22 protein-coding genes are annotated in these 19,487 nt (G+C 62.7%); 13 read left to right on the forward strand and 9 right to left on the reverse strand.

The features are described 5' to 3' along the window. Positions 1-66: 66 nt before the first annotated feature. From AAG813_RS14530 to AAG813_RS14560, 7 genes are all read left to right on the forward strand, one after another. The gene (locus AAG813_RS14530) at positions 67-747 is read left to right on the forward strand and encodes a Fe2+-dependent dioxygenase (protein WP_341916313.1); all 681 of its coding nucleotides are present in this window, start codon (positions 67-69) and stop codon (positions 745-747) included. Continuing rightward, positions 744-1,877, forward strand: a complete 1,134-nt coding sequence (locus AAG813_RS14535) for an alpha-hydroxy acid oxidase (RefSeq protein WP_341916314.1) — start codon at positions 744-746, stop codon at positions 1,875-1,877. Before AAG813_RS14530 ends, AAG813_RS14535 begins: the two co-directional genes overlap by 4 nt. 109 nt (positions 1,878-1,986) lie before the next feature. Further along, positions 1,987-2,244: a (2Fe-2S)-binding protein gene (locus tag AAG813_RS14540; protein ID WP_341916316.1), complete on the forward strand. Its 258-nt coding sequence runs from the start codon at positions 1,987-1,989 to the stop codon at positions 2,242-2,244. Positions 2,245-2,406: 162 nt separating this feature from the next. Then, positions 2,407-3,066 carry an energy transducer TonB gene (locus AAG813_RS14545; protein ID WP_341916318.1) on the forward strand — a complete coding sequence of 220 codons (660 nt, stop codon included), beginning with the start codon at positions 2,407-2,409 and terminating at the stop codon, positions 3,064-3,066. A gap of 3 nt (positions 3,067-3,069) precedes the next feature. Then, positions 3,070-3,783, forward strand: a complete 714-nt coding sequence (locus AAG813_RS14550) for a MotA/TolQ/ExbB proton channel family protein (protein WP_341916320.1) — start codon at positions 3,070-3,072, stop codon at positions 3,781-3,783. 19 nt (positions 3,784-3,802) lie between these two features. After that, positions 3,803-4,216, forward strand: a complete 414-nt coding sequence (locus tag AAG813_RS14555) for a biopolymer transporter ExbD (protein WP_096696243.1) — start codon at positions 3,803-3,805, stop codon at positions 4,214-4,216. Positions 4,217-4,409: 193 nt separating this feature from the next. Continuing rightward, a complete protein-coding gene (locus tag AAG813_RS14560) occupies positions 4,410-4,622 on the forward strand; it encodes a hemin uptake protein HemP (RefSeq protein WP_341916324.1) in 213 nt (70 codons plus the stop codon). Positions 4,623-4,849: 227 nt separating this feature from the next. On the opposite strand, the gene AAG813_RS14565 is transcribed toward AAG813_RS14560, so the two are convergent. After that, positions 4,850-5,257, reverse strand: a complete 408-nt coding sequence (locus AAG813_RS14565; RefSeq protein ID WP_341916326.1) for a heme-binding protein — start codon at positions 5,255-5,257, stop codon at positions 4,850-4,852. A gap of 195 nt (positions 5,258-5,452) precedes the next feature. Between AAG813_RS14565 and AAG813_RS14570 the strand changes: the two genes are divergently transcribed. Then, positions 5,453-6,142, forward strand: a complete 690-nt coding sequence (locus AAG813_RS14570; protein WP_341916327.1) for a Bax inhibitor-1/YccA family protein — start codon at positions 5,453-5,455, stop codon at positions 6,140-6,142. A gap of 347 nt (positions 6,143-6,489) precedes the next feature. After that, positions 6,490-7,980 carry a copper-containing nitrite reductase gene (nirK, locus tag AAG813_RS14575; RefSeq protein WP_341916329.1) on the forward strand — a complete coding sequence of 497 codons (1,491 nt, stop codon included), beginning with the start codon at positions 6,490-6,492 and terminating at the stop codon, positions 7,978-7,980. Between the two features lie 69 nt (positions 7,981-8,049). On the opposite strand, the gene rlmD is transcribed toward nirK, so the two are convergent. Further along, positions 8,050-9,549 (reverse strand): 23S rRNA (uracil(1939)-C(5))-methyltransferase RlmD, encoded by a 1,500-nt coding sequence (gene rlmD / locus AAG813_RS14580; RefSeq protein WP_341916331.1) that lies wholly within the window; start codon positions 9,547-9,549, stop codon positions 8,050-8,052. A gap of 64 nt (positions 9,550-9,613) precedes the next feature. Here rlmD and AAG813_RS14585 point away from each other — a divergent pair, with 64 nt between their 5' ends. Beyond that, on the forward strand, positions 9,614-10,039 hold the full coding sequence (locus AAG813_RS14585; protein WP_341916333.1) for a VOC family protein: 426 nt from the start codon (positions 9,614-9,616) through the stop codon (positions 10,037-10,039). A 120-nt stretch (positions 10,040-10,159) separates the two neighbouring features. On the opposite strand, the gene AAG813_RS14590 is transcribed toward AAG813_RS14585, so the two are convergent. From AAG813_RS14590 to surE, 3 genes are all read right to left on the reverse strand, one after another. Next, positions 10,160-11,068, reverse strand: a complete 909-nt coding sequence (locus AAG813_RS14590) for a peptidoglycan DD-metalloendopeptidase family protein (RefSeq protein WP_341916335.1) — start codon at positions 11,066-11,068, stop codon at positions 10,160-10,162. Between the two features lie 113 nt (positions 11,069-11,181). Next, positions 11,182-12,054 (reverse strand): protein-L-isoaspartate(D-aspartate) O-methyltransferase, encoded by an 873-nt coding sequence (locus tag AAG813_RS14595; protein WP_341916337.1) that lies wholly within the window; start codon positions 12,052-12,054, stop codon positions 11,182-11,184. Further along, positions 12,051-12,875 (reverse strand): 5'/3'-nucleotidase SurE, encoded by an 825-nt coding sequence (gene surE / locus AAG813_RS14600; protein WP_341916339.1) that lies wholly within the window; start codon positions 12,873-12,875, stop codon positions 12,051-12,053. The genes AAG813_RS14595 and surE overlap by 4 nt, the downstream gene beginning before the upstream one ends. A gap of 108 nt (positions 12,876-12,983) precedes the next feature. Here surE and AAG813_RS14605 point away from each other — a divergent pair, with 108 nt between their 5' ends. Together AAG813_RS14605 and AAG813_RS14610 are read left to right on the forward strand one after the other, a co-directional pair. After that, complete coding sequence (locus tag AAG813_RS14605) at positions 12,984-13,958, forward strand: NADPH:quinone oxidoreductase family protein (protein ID WP_096696235.1); 975 nt, start codon at positions 12,984-12,986, stop codon at positions 13,956-13,958. Between the two features lie 139 nt (positions 13,959-14,097). Continuing rightward, positions 14,098-14,538: a response regulator gene (locus AAG813_RS14610; RefSeq protein ID WP_341916342.1), complete on the forward strand. Its 441-nt coding sequence runs from the start codon at positions 14,098-14,100 to the stop codon at positions 14,536-14,538. A 266-nt stretch (positions 14,539-14,804) separates the two neighbouring features. Here the strand turns inward: AAG813_RS14610 and AAG813_RS14615 are convergent, their stop codons facing one another. Further along, a complete protein-coding gene (locus tag AAG813_RS14615) occupies positions 14,805-15,005 on the reverse strand; it encodes a hypothetical protein (protein WP_341916344.1) in 201 nt (66 codons plus the stop codon). 681 nt (positions 15,006-15,686) lie between these two features. Here AAG813_RS14615 and AAG813_RS14620 point away from each other — a divergent pair. Further along, positions 15,687-16,040: a MarR family winged helix-turn-helix transcriptional regulator gene (locus AAG813_RS14620; protein WP_341916345.1), complete on the forward strand. Its 354-nt coding sequence runs from the start codon at positions 15,687-15,689 to the stop codon at positions 16,038-16,040. Positions 16,041-16,048: 8 nt separating this feature from the next. Here AAG813_RS14620 and AAG813_RS14625 read toward each other — a convergent pair whose 3' ends face one another. From AAG813_RS14625 to AAG813_RS14635, 3 genes are all read right to left on the reverse strand, one after another. Further along, complete coding sequence (locus tag AAG813_RS14625; RefSeq protein WP_341916347.1) at positions 16,049-16,237, reverse strand: hypothetical protein; 189 nt, start codon at positions 16,235-16,237, stop codon at positions 16,049-16,051. 359 nt (positions 16,238-16,596) lie between these two features. Next, positions 16,597-17,547 (reverse strand): hypothetical protein, encoded by a 951-nt coding sequence (locus AAG813_RS14630; RefSeq protein ID WP_341916349.1) that lies wholly within the window; start codon positions 17,545-17,547, stop codon positions 16,597-16,599. 471 nt (positions 17,548-18,018) lie between these two features. Continuing rightward, on the reverse strand, positions 18,019-18,639 hold the full coding sequence (locus AAG813_RS14635) for a recombinase family protein (RefSeq protein ID WP_341916351.1): 621 nt from the start codon (positions 18,637-18,639) through the stop codon (positions 18,019-18,021). Positions 18,640-19,487: the final 848 nt, after the last annotated feature.

Here is a 19,487-nt window from a genome sequence, read left to right on the forward strand (position 1 = left end):
GCCTCCTGCCGCCCCTTTCGCCGGGGGCGGCTTTTCAGTTTTTTATCAACCTGTATCACCGACACCATGCTGCTGACCCTCCCCGACATCCTTGGTACGCAGGACCTGCAGGCAGCCCGTCAGCTGCTGCGCGACGCGCCCTGGACCGACGGGCGTGACAGCGCCGGCAGCCAGGCCAGGCAGGTCAAGAACAACGTCCAGTTGCCTTACGACTGCGAGGCGGCACGCGCCATCAGCGGCCTGGTGACGCGCGGGCTGGAACGCAGCGCCCTGTTTCTCACCGCAGCTTTGCCCAAAAAGATATTCACCCCGCGCATCAACCGCTACAGCGGCGCGGCCAACCACTACGGCAACCATGTCGACGGCGCCATACGCACCCTGCCGGATGGGCAGCGTGTGCGAACCGATGTGTCCTGCACTGTCTTTCTGTCGAACCCGGAAGACTACGAAGGCGGGGAGCTCACCATCGCCGACACCTACGGCGAGCAACGTATCAAGCTGCCGGCCGGCCATGCGGTGCTCTACCCCGGCACCAGCCTGCACCAGGTGCAGCCGGTCACACGCGGTGAGCGGCTGGCCTGCTTTTTCTGGGTGGAAAGCCTGGTGCGCAGTGACGAGCAGCGCCGCCTGCTGTTCGAGATGGACATGGCCTTGATGCAGCTGCGCCAGGCGCAGGGCGAAAGCGCGGCCACCACCGTCCTCACCGGCACGTATCACAACCTGCTGCGCATGTGGGCCGACACATGAGCCCGGCCCAGGCGACGCATGTGCCCCTTCCCTCTGTGGAAACGCTGCCGGCCGGGCTGGTGACGCTGGACGACCACGAAGCTTTTGCGCGCACCCGGCTCGACGACCAGGCCTGGGCCTACTTCAGCGGCGGCGCCGCCGACGAAGGGACGCTGCGCGCCAACCGCAGCGCCTGGGACAGCCTGCGCCTGCTGCCGCGCGTGCTGCGCCCGCTGGCCGGCGGGCACACACGGGTCGAACTGCTGGGGCGCACGCTGGCCCACCCGCTGCTGGTGGCGCCGGTGGCCTACCAGCGCATGGCCCATCGCGACGGGGAAATCGCCACCGCGCACGCTGCAGCCTCCCAGGGCGCCGGGCTGGTGCTGAGCACCCAGGCCAGCGTCTCCCTGGAAACCGTCGCCCGGGCTTTCGGCGCCTATGCCGAGCGCGGCCCGCTGTGGTTCCAGCTCTATCTCCAGCACGACCGGGGCTTCACGCGGGAGCTGGTCCAGCGCGCCGAAAACGCCGGCTACGAAGCCCTGGTCCTGACGGTGGATGCACCCACCAGCGGCGCGCGCGACCGCGAGCGGCGTGCGGGCTTCCGCTTGCCCGCCGGTATGTCCGCCGTGAATCTGGCGCAGCTGGCGCCGCCCCCCGGCCACCCCGGCGCCAGCCTGTTCGACAACCTGCCCGGGCACGCGCCCACCTGGGCGGACGTGCAGTGGCTGCAGGAAACCACCCGGCTGCCGGTGCTGCTCAAGGGCGTGCTGCATCCGCAGGACGCGCGCCAGGCGGCCGCGCTGCAGGTGGCGGCGCTGATCGTCTCCAACCACGGCGGCCGCACGCTGGACACCACACCGGCCACCGCGGCGGTGCTGCCGCGCATCGCCCAGGCTGTGGCGGGTGACTTGCCACTGCTGGTCGATGGCGGCATACGCCGCGGCACGGACGTGCTCAAGGCCATCGCGCTGGGCGCGCGGGCCGTGCTGGTGGGACGGCCCTGCGTGTACGGCCTGGCCAATGCCGGCGCGCTCGGCGTGGCGCATGTGCTGCGGCTGTTGCGCGACGAGCTCGAGATTGCCATGGCGCTGTGCGGCTGCGCCACCCTGGACCAGGCCTCGCCCGAGCTGTTCTTCGATCCGCTGGCCTGACCGACTCGATGCCCTGATTTTTTTTCAGGGACATCAAAGATTTATTGCAAATGCGATCGATTCGCATTTATACTTCAAACATCGATTTAACCACCAGCAAGCCAATCCCATGATCGTCTGTGTCTGCCGCCGAATCTCCGACCGCGAAATCGCCCGTCATGCCCGCGCAGGGCTGGGCTTTGACGAGATCCAGTTCGAACTCGGCGTCGCCACTCAGTGCGGTCAGTGTGAAGGGTGTGCCCGGGACGTGGTGGCGCAATGCAGCGCCACCTGCCCCACGGCCCACATCAAGCGCGCCGACCACCCAATGGAAGGCAGCCCATGGAATCCTCTCTCACCCTCTTTGCCAGCCTCGCCGGCAGCCTGATCCTGGTGATCAGCCCGCTCTGGTGGATTTTCCGCCGCTAGCGCGCGCCCTTTCTGTCCGACTTGTTTCCGCACACGCGTTCCTCCCTTCGCATCCACTAGACTTCCGATGAACGCTTCCGCCATTTCGGGCTCCAACGCCCCTGCACTTCCGACAAGCCCCGTGCGATTGCCGATCAGCCGCAACATCGTGATTGCCGCCAGCGTGGTCATCTTCCACGTGGCTGCACTGTGGGCGTTGCAAAACGGCTTGCTGCGCCGGGCGGTGGAACACGTGGTGCCGGCCGAACTGCTGACGCGCATCATCGAGATCGAGCCGCCCAAGGTGGCGCCACCACCGCCCGCGCCACCGCCCAAACCCGCGCCCAAAACGGCCAAGCTGCCGCCGCCGCCCATGCCCGTGGCCGTGCGGGACCCGGTGCCGGCGCCCAATGCCCCCACCGGCGTGGTCGAACCCCAGCCACCGGCACCGGCTGTGCTGGCGCCGGTGGCGCCCGCCCCGGCGCCCCCCGCACCACCGGCCCCGGCGCGCCTGGTGGAAATCACCCAGGGCGAAACAGAATACGTCCGGCCGCCGCGTCCGGTCTACCCGGCCCTGAGCAAGCGCAGCGGCGAATCCGGCGTGGTCATCATTGCCGTTTACTACAGCACCTCCGGCCACGCGAAACGTGCCGAAGTCTTCAAGTCCAGCGGCTTCGAACGCCTGGACCGGGCCGCACGCGACGCCGTGATGGCCTCGCAGGTCACCCCTTTCCGGCGGGCGGGCGTCAATGAAGACACCCAGTTCCTGCTCAAAGCCCCGATTAATTTTGTTCTGGAGTAACTCATGAATTCACAATTTGGCCTGCTGAACGTCTGGACGCAGGGCGACTTCGTCACCAAGTCGGTGGCCCTGCTGCTGATCGGCATGTCGCTGGTGTCCTGGATCGTCATCCTCACCAAGACCCTGGACGTGCTGAAGTACAAGAAGATTGCCCGCAGCGCGGAAGACTTCTGGCACAGCGAAGACTTCGCAGCCGGCCTGGCCCGGCTGGGCAACGACCCGGCCAATCCCTTCCGCCAGCTGGCCATCGAAGGCCGCGAGGCCACCGCCCACCACCGCAACACCCGGGCGCACCTGCACGACACGCTGGACGTCAGCGACTGGGTCACGCGCAGCCTGCGCAACACCATCGACGAGTTCACCTCGCGCCTGCAGTCGGGCCTGGCCATCCTGGCCTCGGTCGGCTCCACCGCGCCCTTCATCGGCCTGTTCGGCACGGTCTGGGGCATTTACCACGCGCTGCTGGCCATCGGCACGGCCGGCCAGGCGACCATCGACAAGGTGGCCGGCCCGATCGGCGAGTCGCTGATCATGACGGCGCTGGGCCTGGCTGTCGCCATTCCGGCGGTGCTGGGCTACAACGCGCTGGTGCGCGGCAACAAGGGCGTGCTGCACAAGCTCAACCGTTTTGCCCACGACCTGCACGCCTACTTCGTGACCGGCGCACGGGTCACCAGCGGCGGGCCTGCCAATGTCGTGACCATGAAAAAAGCCTGACACAGAAGGAACAAGCAGCATGGCCTTCGGAACCCAGGACGACACCGACGAGGTGATGAACGAGATCAACATGACGCCGCTGGTCGACGTGATGCTGGTGCTCCTGATCATCTTCATCATCACCGTGCCGGTGATGAAACACGCGGTCAACATCGATTTGCCGCGCGCCACCAACGAGGCGCAGAACGTCAAGCCCGAGACAGTGCGGCTGACGGTGGACGCCGATGGCGCCTACTACCTCAACGAGGCTCGGGTCGAGGATGCGGCGCTGGCGCCCAGCTTCCAGGCGGCGGCCGCGAAGGAGCCGCAGCCCGAACTGCACATCCGCGGCGACAAGGCGGTTCGCTACGAACGTGTGGCCCAGGCCATGGCGGCGGCGCAGCAGGCCGGACTGCGCAAGATCGGTTTTATCACCGAACCGGTCAAGCCCTGACGGTCGGCGGCTGCGCCCGCCCGCATGACAACCTGGTGCTTCACCGGGCCAGGTTTCTATGCGCTGCCCCCGCCGATCAGCGCCGCCAACAGTGCATTTTTCAGAAAAAAATCGGGCCGGCACTTGACTTGCAATTGAGAATAGTTATCATTACGGTACCGACAACCCCTCAGGTCCACCAAGGTCAACCATCATGTCCCCTGCACAACCTGCCTCCGCCACCCTGAGCCTGCCGTCTCGCCGCAACGACCACGCGGTGGCCACCACCCCTGCCGCCGGGCCAACCCAAAGCGCCGTGGACAGCCATGAACTGCTGCGCGGCCAGAAGGCCGTGGACATCGTGCACAACGGCTCGACCTACCGTCTGCAGGCGACGCGTCTGGGCAAGCTGATCCTGACCAAATAGCCGTCAAGTTTCATCGTGGGACGATCCGGGGCCGGCAACGGTCTCACAGGTCGTTTTTGCCAGCCAGCCAGCCGCTTTCGGGCAGTTGCAGTAGCCAGGCTTTTTTTCTCCACGCACCATGTAAAAAGCCGACCCGCAGGTCGGCTTTTTCTATTGAAAGCAGGCTTCAGCCCTTATTCAAGGTGCGCGGTCAGCTATCGATTAAATAGCACTCCGAGCCACAGCCCTTACAGGCCGATGGCGGCCATGCCGGCGCGTGCGATCTGCGCATCTTCGCTGGACTTCACGCCGCTGACGCCGACCGCGCCCAGGCACTGGCCGTCCTTCAGGATGGGCACGCCGCCTTCGAGCAGGCCCTTGAGTTCCGGCGCGCTCAGGAAGGAGAAGCGTCCGCCGTTGATCATGTCTTCGTAAATCTTGCTCTCGCGCCGGCCCATGGCTGCCGTGTGGGCCTTGGCCGGGGCGATGTGGGCGGAAATGGGTGCGGCACCGTCCAGGCGCTGCAGGTGCAGCAGGTGGCCGCCGTCGTCAACGATGGCAATCGTCACCGCCCAGCTGTTTTTCGTCGCTTCTGCGGCAGCGGCAGCGGAGATGGCCTGCACATCGGAAAATTCCAGCACTGTTTTCGATTTCATGGTGTTCCAGGGTTTGTTTCGGGAAAACGCCAAGCATACGCAACTTTCCGCGTCGTACCGGGTCTCATTGCGTGACTGAAAACTTATAGAACCCTGACAAAAAGTAGGCAGTACGCAGGGTTAATCCTTGAAAACCGCCACCGTCCCCTAAAATGATCTTGCCCGCATATGCAGGCCTCTAATGGAGAAGACCGGATGAATGACAATGTTCAAACCTTGGACCATGGCTACGTTGGCTCTGTCGAGCAACGCAACCGGGTCTTGCGCAACACTTACTGGCTGCTGGCGCTGAGCCTGCTTCCCACGGTGCTGGGCGCCTGGGTGGGCGTGGCCACAGGCATCACAGCCTCCCTGAGCGGCGGGCTGGGCCTGATCGTTTTCCTCGGCGGCGCCTTCGGCTTCATGTACGCCATTGAAAAGACCAAGAACTCTGCCGCCGGTGTGCCGGTGTTGCTGGCCTTTACCTTCTTCATGGGCCTGATGCTGTCGCGCATGATCGGCATGATCCTCGGCTTCAGGAACGGCAGCGAACTGATCATGACCGCCATGGGCGGCACCGCCGGCGTGTTTTTTGTCATGGCCACCCTGGCCAGTGTCATCAAGCGCGACATCTCCGGCATGGGCAAATGGCTGTTTGTCGGCGCCCTGGTCGTGATGGTGGGCTCCATCATCAACGTGTTTGTCGGCTCCACCGCCGGCATGATGGCGATCTCGGTCGCCGTGATCGGCATCTTCAGCGCCTACATGCTGTACGACCTGAAGCAGATCCTCGACGGCGGTGAGACCAACTACATCAGCGCCACGCTGGCCCTGTACCTGGACCTGTTCAACGTGTTCCAGGCCCTGCTGGCCCTGCTGGGCATCGCCGGCGGCGAGCGCGACTGAGCTTCTTGCTTCCATCCAGAAAAAGGGCCCTCGGGCCCTTTTTTCATGGGCTGTCAGGCCTGGGCAATCCTGTTCACACCGGCGGCGTCCCGGCCGAAGGGCCTGGAAACACATCCATCGGGGCGCCTTCAGCAGCTATTTATTCGATAGCAAACTTTCCATATATCCAAAGGGGTTGATTCAGCTTTGACTGAAACCCGTCGACCAGCCCAACTTGCGCTGGATCAACAGAGTTCGCGTTAACCCTTATAGAGGTACACAACAAATACATCTTCTAACTACACTGTCTGCAGGCACCCGGACAACAGAGATCCGGAGGCCTTCAAAGAAGAAAGAAGGTTGTTTGTATGCGTACCCATCATTCAAGGAATTTTTCGCTCCTGGCCCTCACCGCGGCCATGGCATTGGCCAGTCTGGGCGCGGCTGCGGCACCGCCCGCGGCCAGCCAGGCCGGCGCCTCCCACGCCCCGGCCACAGAGCAGGCCAAGGGCGCTGCCAAAAAGTACACGCTCGAAACCGGCATCGTCAACGGCAAGATGGTGTTCATCGACGACCGCGGCCAAGCCAACCCGGTGCTGCGCGCCAATGTGGGCGACACGGTTGAAATCCGCCTCAAAAGCGGCGAAGGTGCGCAGCACGACATCGCCATTCCCGAGCTAAAGGTGCAGTCGCAGAAATTCGACGCCGCCAGCGGTCCCACGACCGTGCGTTTCACCGTCACGCAGGCGGGCAAGTTCACCTACTACTGCACCATCGCAGGCCATCGCCAGATCGGCATGGAAGGCGTGTTTGAAGTGGCCGGGACCAGCATCGCAAGCGCAGCGCCCAAAGCCGCGGCGAAGACCACCGGCGTTCCTGGTGCCGAGCTGTACACCGCGCCCGCCCCGCGGCCTGCCGACGCAGCCGCCGTGAGTGTGGCCATGGACCCGGCGGCGGTGCCTGCCCCGATCGGCGCCCGCGCGCCCCAGCACCTGAAGTACCGCATGGAAACCGTGGAGCTGACCGGCAAACTCGACGACGGCACCAGCTTCACCTACTGGACCTTCGACCGCAAGGTGCCCGGCCCCATGCTGCGCGCCCGCATCGGCGACACCATCGAGCTGACCCTGGTCAATGCACGCGACAGCAAGATGATCCATTCCATCGACCTGCATGCGGTGACCGGCGGCCATGGTGGCGGCGAACACACCCAAGTCGGCCCCGGCCAGGAAAAAACCATCACCTTCAAGGCGCTGAACGCCGGGCTGTATGTGTACCACTGCGCCACACCGCTGGTGCCGCAGCACATCTCGGCCGGCATGTACGGCATGATCCTGGTCGAACCCGAAGGCGGCCTGGCCAAGGTGGACCGCGAGTACTACGTGATGCAGGGCGACATGTACACCACCCGGCCACACGGCGCCAAGACGCACCAGGAGTTTGACCTGGACAAGATGGCAGCCGAGCTGCCCGACTACTACGTCTTCAACGGCGCGGTGGGCTCGCTGACCAAGGAGCACAAGCTCACCGCCACTGTCGGTGAGACCGTGCGCATCTTCTTCGGCGTCGGTGGCCCGAACAAGATCTCGTCCTTCCACGTGATTGGCGAAATCTTTGACAAGGTCTACAGCGAAGGCTCGATCAGCTCGCCCAAACGTGATGTGCAGACCACGTTGGTTGCCCCCGGCGGCGCCACCATCGTCGAGTTCAAGGTGGACTACCCGGGCAGCTACCTGCTGGTGGACCACGCCCTGTCGCGGGCCGGCAAGGGGCTGGTCGGCATGCTGGAAGTCACGGGTGCCGCTGACGCGGGGATCTACAAGGCCGACACCGCCGGCAAGGCGGGTGCCACGCACTGAGTTGCTGCCGATAAAAGGCCGTCTGGCCCAGGCTGTCCGCTGTCATGGCGGACAGCCTTTTTTTCGTTCTTATTGGCCGGCGCCGACCGGGAGCCGCTCAAACACGGCCATCGATTCCACATGCGCCGTGTGCGGAAACATGTTGACCACACCGGCGGCCGTGCAGCGGTAACCCGCGTCATGGACCAGCACGCCGGCATCACGCGCCAGCGTCGCCGGGTTGCAGCTGACATACACGATGCGCTGCGGCGGCGTCCAGTCGCTGATCTGCAGGTTCTGCTGCCCGCCAGCGTCGTCGCAAGGCACACCGGTGACGATCTGCTGGTGCAGCGCGGCCAGCGCCTTGAACAGCTCGAACGCGCCTTCACGCGGCGGATCCACCAGCCACTTGTCGGCGGCGCCGTCCTTGACCAGCATGCCAGGGCTGATCTCGAACAGGTTGCGCGCTACAAATTTCGTAGCTGCCAGCGCCCGCCCCTTCCGGGCTGCGGCCTTGTTTGATGCATAGTTTTCGCGCGAGCGGGCGACCAGCACCTCGCTGCCCTCGATGCCCAGTACCTCGCGCGCCTGGGTGGCCAGCGGCAAGGTGAAATTGCCCAGCCCGCAAAACCAGTCGATCACGCGCTCGTGCGCCTGCACGCCGAGCAGGCGCAGCGCGCGCGACACCAGCACCTGGTTGATGTGCGGGTTCACCTGGGTGAAATCGGTCGGTTTGAAGGGCATGGTGATGCCGTAGTCGGGCAGACCGTAGGCCAGCTGTTGCGCCGGATCGGTCATCTCATCGAGCAGCTTGACCGTCTCCAGCCCGCCGGGCTGCAGCCACCATTGCAGGCCCGGATGGGCCAGCGCAAAGGCGCGCAGCTTGCCCAGATCGCCGGCGGACAGCGGCTCCATGTGGCGCAGCACCATGGCCGTCACCGTGTCGCCGCAGGCCAGCTCGATCTGCGGCAGGGTTTCCTTGGCGTCCATGCCGGCGATCAGCACGCGCAGCGGCAGCAGCAGGTCGCTGACATGCCTGGGCAACACATGGCACTCGCGCATGTCGGCCACATACCCGCTCTTGCGTTCATGAAAGCCCACCAGCACCTCGCCCTTTTTGCGCACAAAACGCACCGACAGGCGGGCCCGATAACGGTAGTTCCAGGCCGGGCCTTCGATCGGCCGGAGCACCATCTCGGGCTTGAGCTTACCGATGTGCCAGAGGTTGTCTTCGAGCACGCGCTGCTTGACGGCCACCTGGGCGCCCACCTGCAGGTGCTGCATCTTGCAGCCGCCGCAGGCGCCGGTGTGCAGGCCGAAATGCGGGCACTGCGGACGCACGCGCTGCGAGGACTCGTGCAGCACCGCCATCAGCGTGGCTTTCTCGAAACTCGGTTTCTTGCGGTAGACGCTGGCGCTGACGGTCTCGAAGGGCAAGGCGCCTTCGATGAACACCACCTTGCCGTCTTCCCGGTGCGCAATGCCCTGGGCCTCGATGTCGAGCGACTCGACAGTAAGCACATCGGGCGGGTAATCGATTGACGCGGGGGCCGGCTGGTGCTGCGGCTGCTGGTGTTTTCTTCTGGACATCCCCCATTGTCTCAGGCTGCGATAACATTTTCGGCCCCCCAACATCCGACAAGAGGAGCGAAGCATGAACATCCGCATCTGCATCGACGTGAACGACATGGAACGCGCTGTCGCGTTCTACACCGAAGGACTCGGCCTGCACTGCGGCCGGCGCTTCCAGAGCGGCTTTGTCGAGTTGCTGGGTGCGGGCAGCCCGATCGACCTGCTGCTGCAAACCGAAGGCAGCCGCCCGCTGCCCGGCCAAGCCGCCACGCGCAGCTACCAGCGCCACTGGACACCGGTGCACCTGGACTTCGTGGTGGACGACATCGACGCCGCCGTCAGCCGGCTGCTGCTGCACGGCGCCGTACTCGAGCAACCGGTGACCGACCGCATCTGGGGCCGCATCGCCGGGCTGGCCGACCCGTTTGGCCACGGCATTGACCTGTTGCAGTTCACCGGCCGCGGTTACGACGCGATCCCCAGCAGCCAGGATTCGCTACCAAGCTGATAGCAGCTTGCGCCCGCCGAACAAGGGCTGGCGGCCAATTTGATGCATCAATGGGCTGTCACCGGTCATGAAAAAAGCCCTGCAAGCAGGGCTCTTTTCGGTTCGAAACGAAGCGCCGGTTTATTTGGCGGGCAGAAACTTGGCTGGGTCAACCGGTTTGCCCTGCTTGCGGATTTCAAAATGCAGCTTGACGCGGTCGGCGTCGCTGGCGCCCATCTCGGCAATCTTCTGGCCCTTGCGCACCGACTGGTCTTCCTTGACCAGCAGCGTGTGGTTGTGCGCATAGGCGGTCAGGAAGGTGTTGTTGTGCTTGAGGATGATCAGGTTGCCGTAACCGCGCAAGCCGGCGCCGGCATACACCACGCGGCCGTCGGCGGACGCCATCACCGGGTCGCCGGTTTTGCCGGCGATGTCCATGCCCTTGTTCTTGGCCTCATCAAAACCAGCCAGCACCGGACCCTGCGCCGGCCAGATCCACGCCACATCGTCCTCGCCGCCCGCAGCGGGTGCCGATGGTGCCGATGCCGCCGGTTTGGCGGCGCTGGCACTCGCGGTCGCCGGAGCGGGGGCGCTGCTGGCCGGTGCCGGGGCAGCCGGCGTGACCGAACTGGACGTCACCGGCCGGGACACGGCCACCGAACTCTCGACCGGCGGCGCCACGCGCAGCACCTGGCCGACCTCGATCAGGTTGGGGTTTTCAAGATTGCTCCAGCGCCCGATGTCGCGCCAGTTCTGGCCGGTGTCCAGCCCGATGCGGATCAGGGTGTCGCCCGGCTTGACCGTGTAGTAGCCGGGCTTGCCGGCGTTTTCGGCGCCCGGCAGCGGCTTGACGCTGGCAGGGTCGACCGCGCCCACCGGCGCACGCCCCATGCCGGCGCCGCGGTCCTCGACCGGCGCGCGGCCCAGGCTGCGCGTTCCGCAGGCGGACAGCAGCAGGACTGCGGCGGCCAGAAAACAGGTCGCGAGCAGGCGGCCAGCACGCAGTCCGCCGGGGTGGCGGCCAGAAGCCGTGGAAAGAGACGCTGTCATGGCCGATCCGGCTTGTTCATTCATTGTTTGATTCACCCTTTTGCAAAGCTTCTTGTCAATTCTGCGTTCGTGACGCTGGGAGACACCATGAACATACTTGGGTTCATGCCTGCTCAGCTGGTTCCCGATTTTAAAGGTACAAAGTGCACGGCCTCCAGAACAGTCTGTGTAACACCGTTCGCCGTCCTGTCAAGCACCACCAGCGCCTGGGCACCACCGGCCACATGCATGGGCGCCACCAGGCGACCACCGACCGCGAGCTGCTCGACCCAAGCCGGGGGAATCGCCTCGCCGCCGGCCGCCGCAATGATGGCCGCGTACGGTGCGCCCTTGGCGTAACCGGCCATGCCGTCGCCAAACAGCAAATGCACATTGGCCAGGCGAAAGGCGCGCAGGTTCTCGCGCGCCTTGTCGTGCAGCCCGCGCAGGCGCTCGATGCTGTAGACCTCGGTGGCGAGTTGCCCCAGCAGGGCCGCCTGGTAGCCGCAGCCGGTGCCGATTTCCAGCACGCGCCCCAGCTTGCTTTCGGGGCTGCCCGCGCCCTGGCGCAGCAGCTCCAGCATGCGGGCCACCACATTGGGCTTGGAAATCGTCTGGCCCAGCCCGATCGGCAGGCTGGTGTCTTCATAGGCCTGGTTGACCAGCGCGGTGTCGACAAAACGGTGGCGCTCGACATGGCCCATGGCGGCGAGCACCTGGGCGTCCGAGATGCCCTGTGCCGCAAGCTTACTGACCATGCGCGTTCGCACCGCCCGGGAGTCCAGGCCGACACCGCTCGTGAGCACGGTCTTGGCTGGTTTTTTGGAGTCAAAAATGCCTGCATCCCTTTCCGGATGGACGCGACCAGCTAGTTTTTTGGTAGCAGATGGCGTGCCGGCATCAGGCTCGAGGCGAACCGGAAAGCCCGGCCGCCGGGCCGGCGTGGCACCGGCCGCGCTGGCCGCCGCAGCGGACGGATTGAAAGGCGGCTTCAGCGGGGACTTCATGCCGCCGCCTGGGCGGGCTCGGTCACCGGCCCGCTGCGGACGGCCTGGCTCAGCTGGGCGGCCGTCTGCGCCCAGTAGGGCAGCCGCTCATGGTCCGTCAGGTCGACCTGCAGCGGTGTGATCGAGACAAAGCCATGCCGGGTGGCAAAAAAGTCCGTGCCCTCGCCCTCTTCCTTGGCCGCGCCGGCGCCGCCTATCCAGTACATGGTTTCGCCGCGCGGGCTGGTCTGCATGATGACGCGCTCTGCCGCGTGGCGCCGCCCCAGGCGGCAGACCTTGAAGCCCTGGATCTGCGCGTCGGGCAGGTTGGGAATGTTCACGTTGAGCAGCCAGGGCGCCAGCGTCGGCTGCGCGCCTTCAGCAATTTTTTCGAGCGAAGGCATCAGCTGCTGCACCAGGTCGCGCGCGCGCCGCCCGGCCACGTCGATGTGCGCCCAGCCCTTCTCGGTCTGCGAAAACGCAATCGAGGGAATGCCGAACAGGTAGCCCTCCATGGCGGCGCCGACGGTGCCCGAATAAATCGTGTCGTCACCCATGTTGGCGCCGTTGTTGATGCCGGAGACCACCAGGTCGGGCCGGTAGCCGAGCAGCCCGGTCAGCGCGATGTGCACACAGTCGGCCGGCGTGCCGTTGATGTAGCGAAAACCATTGGCCGCCGTCTGCACGTACATCGGCGAATGCAGGGTCAGCGCGTTCGATTTGGCGCTGTTGTTCTGCTCGGGCGCCACCACCTCCACATCGGCGATGTCCTTCAGGGCCTCGTACAGGGCAATGATGCCGGAGGCCTGGTAGCCGTCGTCGTTGCAGATCAGGATTTTCATGGCCCGATTTTAAGGTCTCAAGGGTGACAAACCGCGGGCATGCCGCGTCTATTTGGTCCCGCAACCTGCCTATGATGTGTCCACCTGATCCCCAACGGAGACTCCCCCATGCATGCCTGGCTATGTGAAAACCCCACCGGCGTTGACGCCCTGACCTGGAAAGAACTGCCCACGCCCGAGCCCAAGGCCGGCGAGGTGCTGATCGAGATCAAGGCCGCCAGCCTGAATTTTCCCGACCTGCTGATTGTCCAGAACAAGTACCAGATGAAGCCGCCACTGCCATTTGTGCCGGGCTCGGAATACGCGGGCATCGTGCAGGCTGTCGGTGAAGGCGTCAAACACCTGAAGGTCGGCCAGAACGTGGCCTGCCTGTCAGGCACCGGTGGTTTTGCCACCCACACCATCGCACCGGCGGCCCTGTGCATGCCGCTGCCGGACGGTTTTCCGTATGTCGACGCCGCGGCCTTCATCATGATTTACGCGACCTCGCACCACGCGCTGGTGGACCGCGCCCAGCTCAAGGCCGGTGAAACCGTGCTGGTGCTGGGTGCGGCCGGCGGCGTCGGCACCTCGGCCATCCAGATCGCCAAGGCCATGGGCGCCAAGGTGATTGCGGCCGCGTCCACCGACGAAAAATGCGCGCTGTGCAAATCCATAGGCGCCGATGCCACCATCAACTACAGCACCGAGAACCTGCGCGAGGCCATCAAGACCCTGACCGACGGCAAAGGCCCCGACGTGATTTACGACCCCGTGGGCGGTGATTTTGCCGAGCCGGCCTTTCGCTCCATTGCCTGGCGCGGCCGCTACCTGGTGGTGGGTTTTGCGTCCGGCCCCATCCCCTCATTGCCGCTGAACCTGACCCTGCTCAAGGGCGCGTCCATCGTCGGCGTGTTCTGGGGCGGCTTTGCCAAGAACGAACCCAAGGCCAGCGCCGCCGCCCTGGCCGAACTGGCCCAATGGTACGCACAAGGGAAGATCAAGCCGGTCATCGACCGCACCATGCCCATGGCCGAACTCAAGGCGGCGTACGCCCACATGGGCTCGCGCGGCGTCAAGGGCAAACTGGTGATGGTGAACTGAGGCGAGCCCAACCCGGTCGCCCGAGGCAACCCTGAAAAAAAAAGGCGTGGTACTTTTGTGCGGCAATCAAGGTAATACCTCCCGTGACCCCGCGTACTTTGGGGGTATATTGACAGTTCCTTAGCAATCGGGGAAGCGAATGGGCATACCAACCATGCTGGTGGTGGAAGACAATCCTGACCACCTTGAACTGACCCTGACCATCCTCGAACAAAACGGGGACTCCCACCACATCGTGGTGGCCCGCGACGGCCAGGAAGCCCTGGACTACCTGTTCTGTCAGGGCCTCTACAGTGACCGCAATCCCGACGAACAGCCTGAACTCGTGCTGCTGGACCTCGGTCTGCCCAAAATGAACGGCCTGCAGGTGCTGCAGTGCATGCGCGAAGACCCCCGTACTTTTTTTGTCCCGGTGGTCATGCTGACCTCGGCGAGCGAGCAATCCGACGTGATCCTGGCCCTGAAAGGCGGACTCAACAGCTACGTCAGCAAGCCGCTCGACTTTCGTGATTTCGAAGCCAGGCTTGACGAAGTCAGGGAATACTGGCGCCTGTCCGGCCTGGCCCCCCTGAGCGCCTGAACCGCGCTTGCGTTTCGCCCAAAGAAAAAGCCCCTTTGCAGGGGCTTTTTTCTTGAAATACTGGGGTGGCTGATGGGGGACGGGCCCCCTACCCTCACACTCCATATAAATCAATCACTTAGCGCGATTCCCGCCGCCTCTGCGTCCGGGTGTGTGTCCGGTTGCATTGAGTTGAATGATAGCCCAAACAAGGCACGCGTCCGGGAGAGACTCACCCGCAAGATATTCACAGGTGCGCGACCGTTCCACCGCTGGCATTTTCTTTTTCAAAGACCCGCTGCATGATCCGCCATCACTGCTAATTCGCAGTGGCTTTTATCGGACACCTCATGCTCTTTCGCACCGTAGCCTTCACCATTCAATTCATTGACTTGAGGGACTTTTCCGTTATCGCCGGGAGATTCGACACCAACATCCAGCGGCCTGAGGACCAGCCGTTCTGGTGGTTCGCTAGTCGCCGTGCCCAAGGCTCCTTAGAACTCTGGGGGTTCGGCTTTCAGGGCATCTTCTGCAAGCTCCCACGGAGCCAAGTCGCCGTCCTCTAACGGGTCTCTGCCATCAAGGCCACCAGTCGCGCCCGCTGACGCTCACTCTCAACGGGGTCAGGCGGGAGCCCTTCAGGGCCACCTTCAGGAAGCCCTAACGTGGGTCCGTAGCGGTTGCCCTTTGGGCTTCCCGGCACACCGGTCAACACCAGGAGCCAGAGGACGTTAACCACCGGCACGATGCTAAGCAGGAAGGTCCAACCATTCACGCCGAAGTCATGCCCCCTCTTCACGGTTTGAAGCACATAGACGATAAAGGCCGCTGTCGATAGCCCCCAAGCCAGCGCCACAGGCCCGCCCGACTTGGCAACAAGTGCAATCGACCCCACGTAACAGACGCCAAGGACTACGGCGCGGACAAGAAAGGTGCCGCGACTGATTCGGCCATTCGTAGAAAACCAAGTCTCAGCAGTGACTATGCCATCGGTCATACAGCCCTTTGTGTGTTGCCTCAACAGCATACAACGCATGAACCCAATGCGGTGGCTCGGCAGCAAGGGCGCGGTAAGTTGTCACAAAATCCGATGACTTGCAAATTGGCCGAATGACGGTAGGCTAGAAGCCCTCATCACCAACGTCAGAGGCTCGAATGGCTTGCAGCAAATGAACAGACAGGACCGCGCACAGCTACAACAACTCATCCGCGTCCTGGACAAGCTAAAGGGTTCCAATCCGGACATGCCATTGCAACATGCGGTCGCGTTTCTTCACATCGCGGTGCAGCCTGGGATGAACATCACAGACCTGTCCGAAGTCTCCCAAACAACCCTGCAATCTGCTTCACGACACGTCCAAGCACTCGGGAAACTCGGCAAAGAAAAAAAGATGCTTGTTGCCGCTGGATTCGGTAGAGATGGCCGAACGAAAGCCCTGCTGCTTACCGATGGGGGACGCAGCCTAGCCAATGAAGTTGTCGCGTCACTCAAGCCCCTGCTGAACGCCAACGTCAGGGCCTAACTACGGCATCAGCGCGGGAACTTGCCCGTCGCGACTTGAGCAGCAGCGGCCACAATCGCCTCACTCTTAGTCTCCTGTTGCCCTGATGAAATCCGCTCCGAGCCCTTCGACATGGAGCAAGAGTAGCGATTTCCATTTTGAGATATCAAGCACTGCCACCCTGCTTTTTCAATCACGCGAAAAACAAAGGTAGCCATGACCTCCATCCTGGCAGGACGCGGAAGTTCTTTAAGCCACATATCGCATACCTCAGCATCGCTCACTACAGGGTCGGGCTCGAAATCTGCGCCCTGCCTGTCGAAGCCTATGTGGAGAGACGCCCCGCAAACATCACACACTGAGGTGCGATAACCGCCCCTGTCTTGCTCTCTGGTCCATGTACGGTGGACACATCGGTTAAGTACTTTTTCGAGTACCCGTAACTCCGCAACTGTTGGCAACGGCATTTCGGTTCGATGTTCCAAATTCCGGAAATTCCAATCTGTTGGCATCGGCGGCCCTTTAGTTGTTAGCCCTACGAACTCGAAGCGGTTTCACCGGAAATTCCTGCACAGTGTCACAACGGTAGCGGCGAACCCTTGAGTAAATGCCTGTACTCATTAGTGTTATCCCAACCCGACAATTCCGGGGCCTTCTTACCTGGAGCAGATGGCTTGACCGCCTTAAGTAGCAGCAAAAGATTTTGTGATGAAAGTGCGGCAAGCCCTGGGTTGAGTGCCTCTTGTGACTGTTCCAAAGCATTCTCCCGACCAGCCAACGGCTTAAGTAGCTTCGTAAGGACGCGGGTCTCTGTTGTCGCCTCATTAACGTCGCAGATCACTTGCAGCTTCGCCTGAAGGCCATCTATGAGGACGCCCTTGAAATCATAGATTAGCCATGGGACGGGTACGAGCGTTCCGACCATCTCCGTTTTGTAACGTACTTCATCCCGCTTGCGGCCTGTACGGGCGGCTTCTTCCGTGATCTGATCATGAGTTAACTCTGTCGCTACCTCTACGCGATATTCTTGGGAGCGTGCCCGGCGCTCCAACGAGCGCATTCCTTCGACGCCCAAGCGGCCTTCAAGGAATTTCCGCACTCTGCGTATCCACTTGACACCAAAATCCCCCGAGACCATCGTGGCAATGCGGGCCTCAATGGCAACCTTTTGTTGCCGGAGTGTGGCTATGGTTCGCAGTGCATCACGGCGGGCTACTTGCCTGCGGTGTACGCTTTGGGCCGTCACAAAGTCATCCCCAAAGTGATTGCGACCGCACACGTTCCCGATGTTTGTTTCTACCCCCGACGCGGTGCGAACGAGGAAGCCATAGCGGTGGTCTGTCCGGCAACTGCTGAGCCCGCAAGGCACCAGCCTATTAAAACTGTATTCCGTGAGCACATCAGTTATTTTGTGTAGATGGGGATCAATCGGCGCTCGAAAGGCCGTCCTCTCACTCATCTCCTCAAATGATTTAGGGGCCTCAATCGGCCCCCCTGTAGGTCCAGCCGCATCCGATGCAATATCCATCACGACACCCCCTGCGAATAATTTCGCGGTGTAGGAGTATAGACCAAAGCTGTACAAATAACCAGGGTGTTTAAAAAGCCAGCCCAAAAGGTGGGGAGGTTCTACATGGAGTGAAATATTTTGGTAGAAATCTCTGAGCCTCCCCTCGATACAGACGGGCGCAATGATTCCCCCCTACCCGGCCCGCACTGCCACCCCCTGGGAAAATCTCCCAGGTCAATCCTCAAGGCACCCCGGCCATTCCATCACCAGGGAACACGCGGGGCACCTAGCGGGGACGGTCGGGTCTATGTGGAACGCTGCTTGATGCTTGTCGCTTGATGGCGTAGCGGTGTAAGTGTCGTGGTCTATCTCCACCAGCCCTATCGCATGACAGCGGGGGCACGCAGCGGCCTTCAGGGCGGCGGCTTGATCGAAGCCTTCAGTGAGCATAGGGAGGACGCCTCAGCGCCACCCAGGGACGCCATAAGGTCATAGTACCGGAGTCGCCAGCACCCGTTGAACTACGGAAACCCCGCACCCCGCTTGCTTGGCAATCTTGAGCATCCCTAGACCCTCCGCACGTAGCGCCCGGATATGACCCTCCACGGCATCACCAACCCCAGGGCGGCCTATTGCGTTACCAGACTTGGTGCCTTTCGCCTTAGCCCGTGCCATGCCGGCCTTGACCCGCTCTTGAATCATCCCGCGCTCAAACTCCGCGAACACGCCCATCATCCCGAATAGGGCTTTTCCTGCCGGAGAGGTGGTGTTGATGCCCTGCTGGTGCAAGTAGAGGTCAACCCCCGTGTGATGGAGTTCCTGAAGCAAGGTCACCAAGTCAATCAGCGACCTGCCCAAGCGATCCACTGACCAGGACGCCACCACGTCAAAGTCCTTACGGGCCACGCCCTTGAGCAGCGCATCAAGCTGCGGCCTGTCCTTGCGCCCCTTTGCACCGCTGATGCCGTGATCCACGAACTCTGCCGCCACAGCCCACCCCATCCGCTCTGCCGCCTGGCGTAGCTCAATAAGTTGGTTCTCAGTGCTTTGCTTGTCAGTGGAGACACGGGCATAGAGGGCGACACGTAGCGGCTTGGTGATTTTGGTCATGGTGCAATCATGCTGCGAATCCATACGGAAAGCAACTGTTTTCGGTATACCCTATCGAGACGCGGCTGTCAGAGGGGCGAAGTGTGCACTTTCCGGATAGGGTTTCGGTATGCCCCCGGCCTGAGCCTCCGCACCGTGATGCGTGAAGGTGCCCCGTGGTTTGTCGCTAAGGATGTGTGCGATGCCCTTGGGCTCGATGTGTCGGACACCCGCCGCACCTTGGATGAGGCCGACCGGGAAGTCCTCTTAGCCGGACAGCATCCGGGTTTGCCGAACCGTGGGGCCACGGCCATCAACGAGTCCGGCCTCTATTCCCTAATCCTCAAATCCCGCAAGCCAGAAGCCAAGGCGTTCCAGAAGTGGGTCACCTCCGTGGTCCTGCCCGCCATCCACAAGGACGGCGCTTACGTGGTCGGGATTGGGTCCCACACTAGGAGACCTCCAGGGGATGGAGATGGCAGCACGGCTGCCCCCCTCTCGTAGCACAGTGGATATGTGACAACTTTCTACGCCCTTGGAAATTACTCAAAACAAGGCTGGGTGTGGCTTTGACACCTAAATAACAGTGGATTTGAGAATAAAACCGGCCCACTAGGGGAAGTACCGCGATCCCCTCCAAAAGTCAGAATAAAAGTCCGGCATTAGGGAAGCCCCCTAACTGGCCCGGCCCGCCTGCCCCATCAGGCACCTATCGGGGTCACTGTTGATTTTCGAGTAATTTTGACCCCTTTGATCTGAGTTTTTTCATCGAATTTTGACCCCTTGAATACAGTTCCCTGCTTAACTTTTAGGCAGGGGGATCAAGGAGTGATCAAAGTGGGAACATTGGCAAAAATCCGGCGGCTACA

The organism is Polaromonas sp. YR568, assembly GCF_943371715.1.
Lineage (GTDB): Bacteria > Pseudomonadota > Gammaproteobacteria > Burkholderiales > Burkholderiaceae_C > Polaromonas.

Excerpts from the sequence above, each read along its gene's own strand:
- AAG813_RS14530 (WP_341916313.1), top strand. The coding sequence starts at position 67 with ATGCTGCTGACCCTCCCCGACATCCTTGGTACGCAGGACCTGCAGGCA.
- AAG813_RS14535 (WP_341916314.1), top strand. The coding sequence starts at position 744 with ATGAGCCCGGCCCAGGCGACGCATGTGCCCCTTCCCTCTGTGGAAACG.
- AAG813_RS14540 (WP_341916316.1), top strand. The coding sequence starts at position 1,987 with ATGATCGTCTGTGTCTGCCGCCGAATCTCCGACCGCGAAATCGCCCGT.
- AAG813_RS14550 (WP_341916320.1), top strand. The coding sequence starts at position 3,070 with ATGAATTCACAATTTGGCCTGCTGAACGTCTGGACGCAGGGCGACTTC.
- AAG813_RS14555 (WP_096696243.1), top strand. The coding sequence starts at position 3,803 with ATGGCCTTCGGAACCCAGGACGACACCGACGAGGTGATGAACGAGATC.
- AAG813_RS14560 (WP_341916324.1), top strand. The coding sequence starts at position 4,410 with ATGTCCCCTGCACAACCTGCCTCCGCCACCCTGAGCCTGCCGTCTCGC.
- AAG813_RS14565 (WP_341916326.1), bottom strand. The coding sequence starts at position 5,257 with ATGAAATCGAAAACAGTGCTGGAATTTTCCGATGTGCAGGCCATCTCC.
- AAG813_RS14570 (WP_341916327.1), top strand. The coding sequence starts at position 5,453 with ATGAATGACAATGTTCAAACCTTGGACCATGGCTACGTTGGCTCTGTC.
- nirK (WP_341916329.1), top strand. The coding sequence starts at position 6,490 with ATGCGTACCCATCATTCAAGGAATTTTTCGCTCCTGGCCCTCACCGCG.
- rlmD (WP_341916331.1), bottom strand. The coding sequence starts at position 9,549 with ATGTCCAGAAGAAAACACCAGCAGCCGCAGCACCAGCCGGCCCCCGCG.
- AAG813_RS14585 (WP_341916333.1), top strand. The coding sequence starts at position 9,614 with ATGAACATCCGCATCTGCATCGACGTGAACGACATGGAACGCGCTGTC.
- AAG813_RS14590 (WP_341916335.1), bottom strand. The coding sequence starts at position 11,068 with ATGACAGCGTCTCTTTCCACGGCTTCTGGCCGCCACCCCGGCGGACTG.
- AAG813_RS14595 (WP_341916337.1), bottom strand. The coding sequence starts at position 12,054 with ATGAAGTCCCCGCTGAAGCCGCCTTTCAATCCGTCCGCTGCGGCGGCC.
- surE (WP_341916339.1), bottom strand. The coding sequence starts at position 12,875 with ATGAAAATCCTGATCTGCAACGACGACGGCTACCAGGCCTCCGGCATC.
- AAG813_RS14605 (WP_096696235.1), top strand. The coding sequence starts at position 12,984 with ATGCATGCCTGGCTATGTGAAAACCCCACCGGCGTTGACGCCCTGACC.
- AAG813_RS14610 (WP_341916342.1), top strand. The coding sequence starts at position 14,098 with ATGGGCATACCAACCATGCTGGTGGTGGAAGACAATCCTGACCACCTT.
- AAG813_RS14620 (WP_341916345.1), top strand. The coding sequence starts at position 15,687 with ATGAACAGACAGGACCGCGCACAGCTACAACAACTCATCCGCGTCCTG.
- AAG813_RS14625 (WP_341916347.1), bottom strand. The coding sequence starts at position 16,237 with ATGGCTACCTTTGTTTTTCGCGTGATTGAAAAAGCAGGGTGGCAGTGC.
- AAG813_RS14630 (WP_341916349.1), bottom strand. The coding sequence starts at position 17,547 with ATGGATATTGCATCGGATGCGGCTGGACCTACAGGGGGGCCGATTGAG.
- AAG813_RS14635 (WP_341916351.1), bottom strand. The coding sequence starts at position 18,639 with ATGACCAAAATCACCAAGCCGCTACGTGTCGCCCTCTATGCCCGTGTC.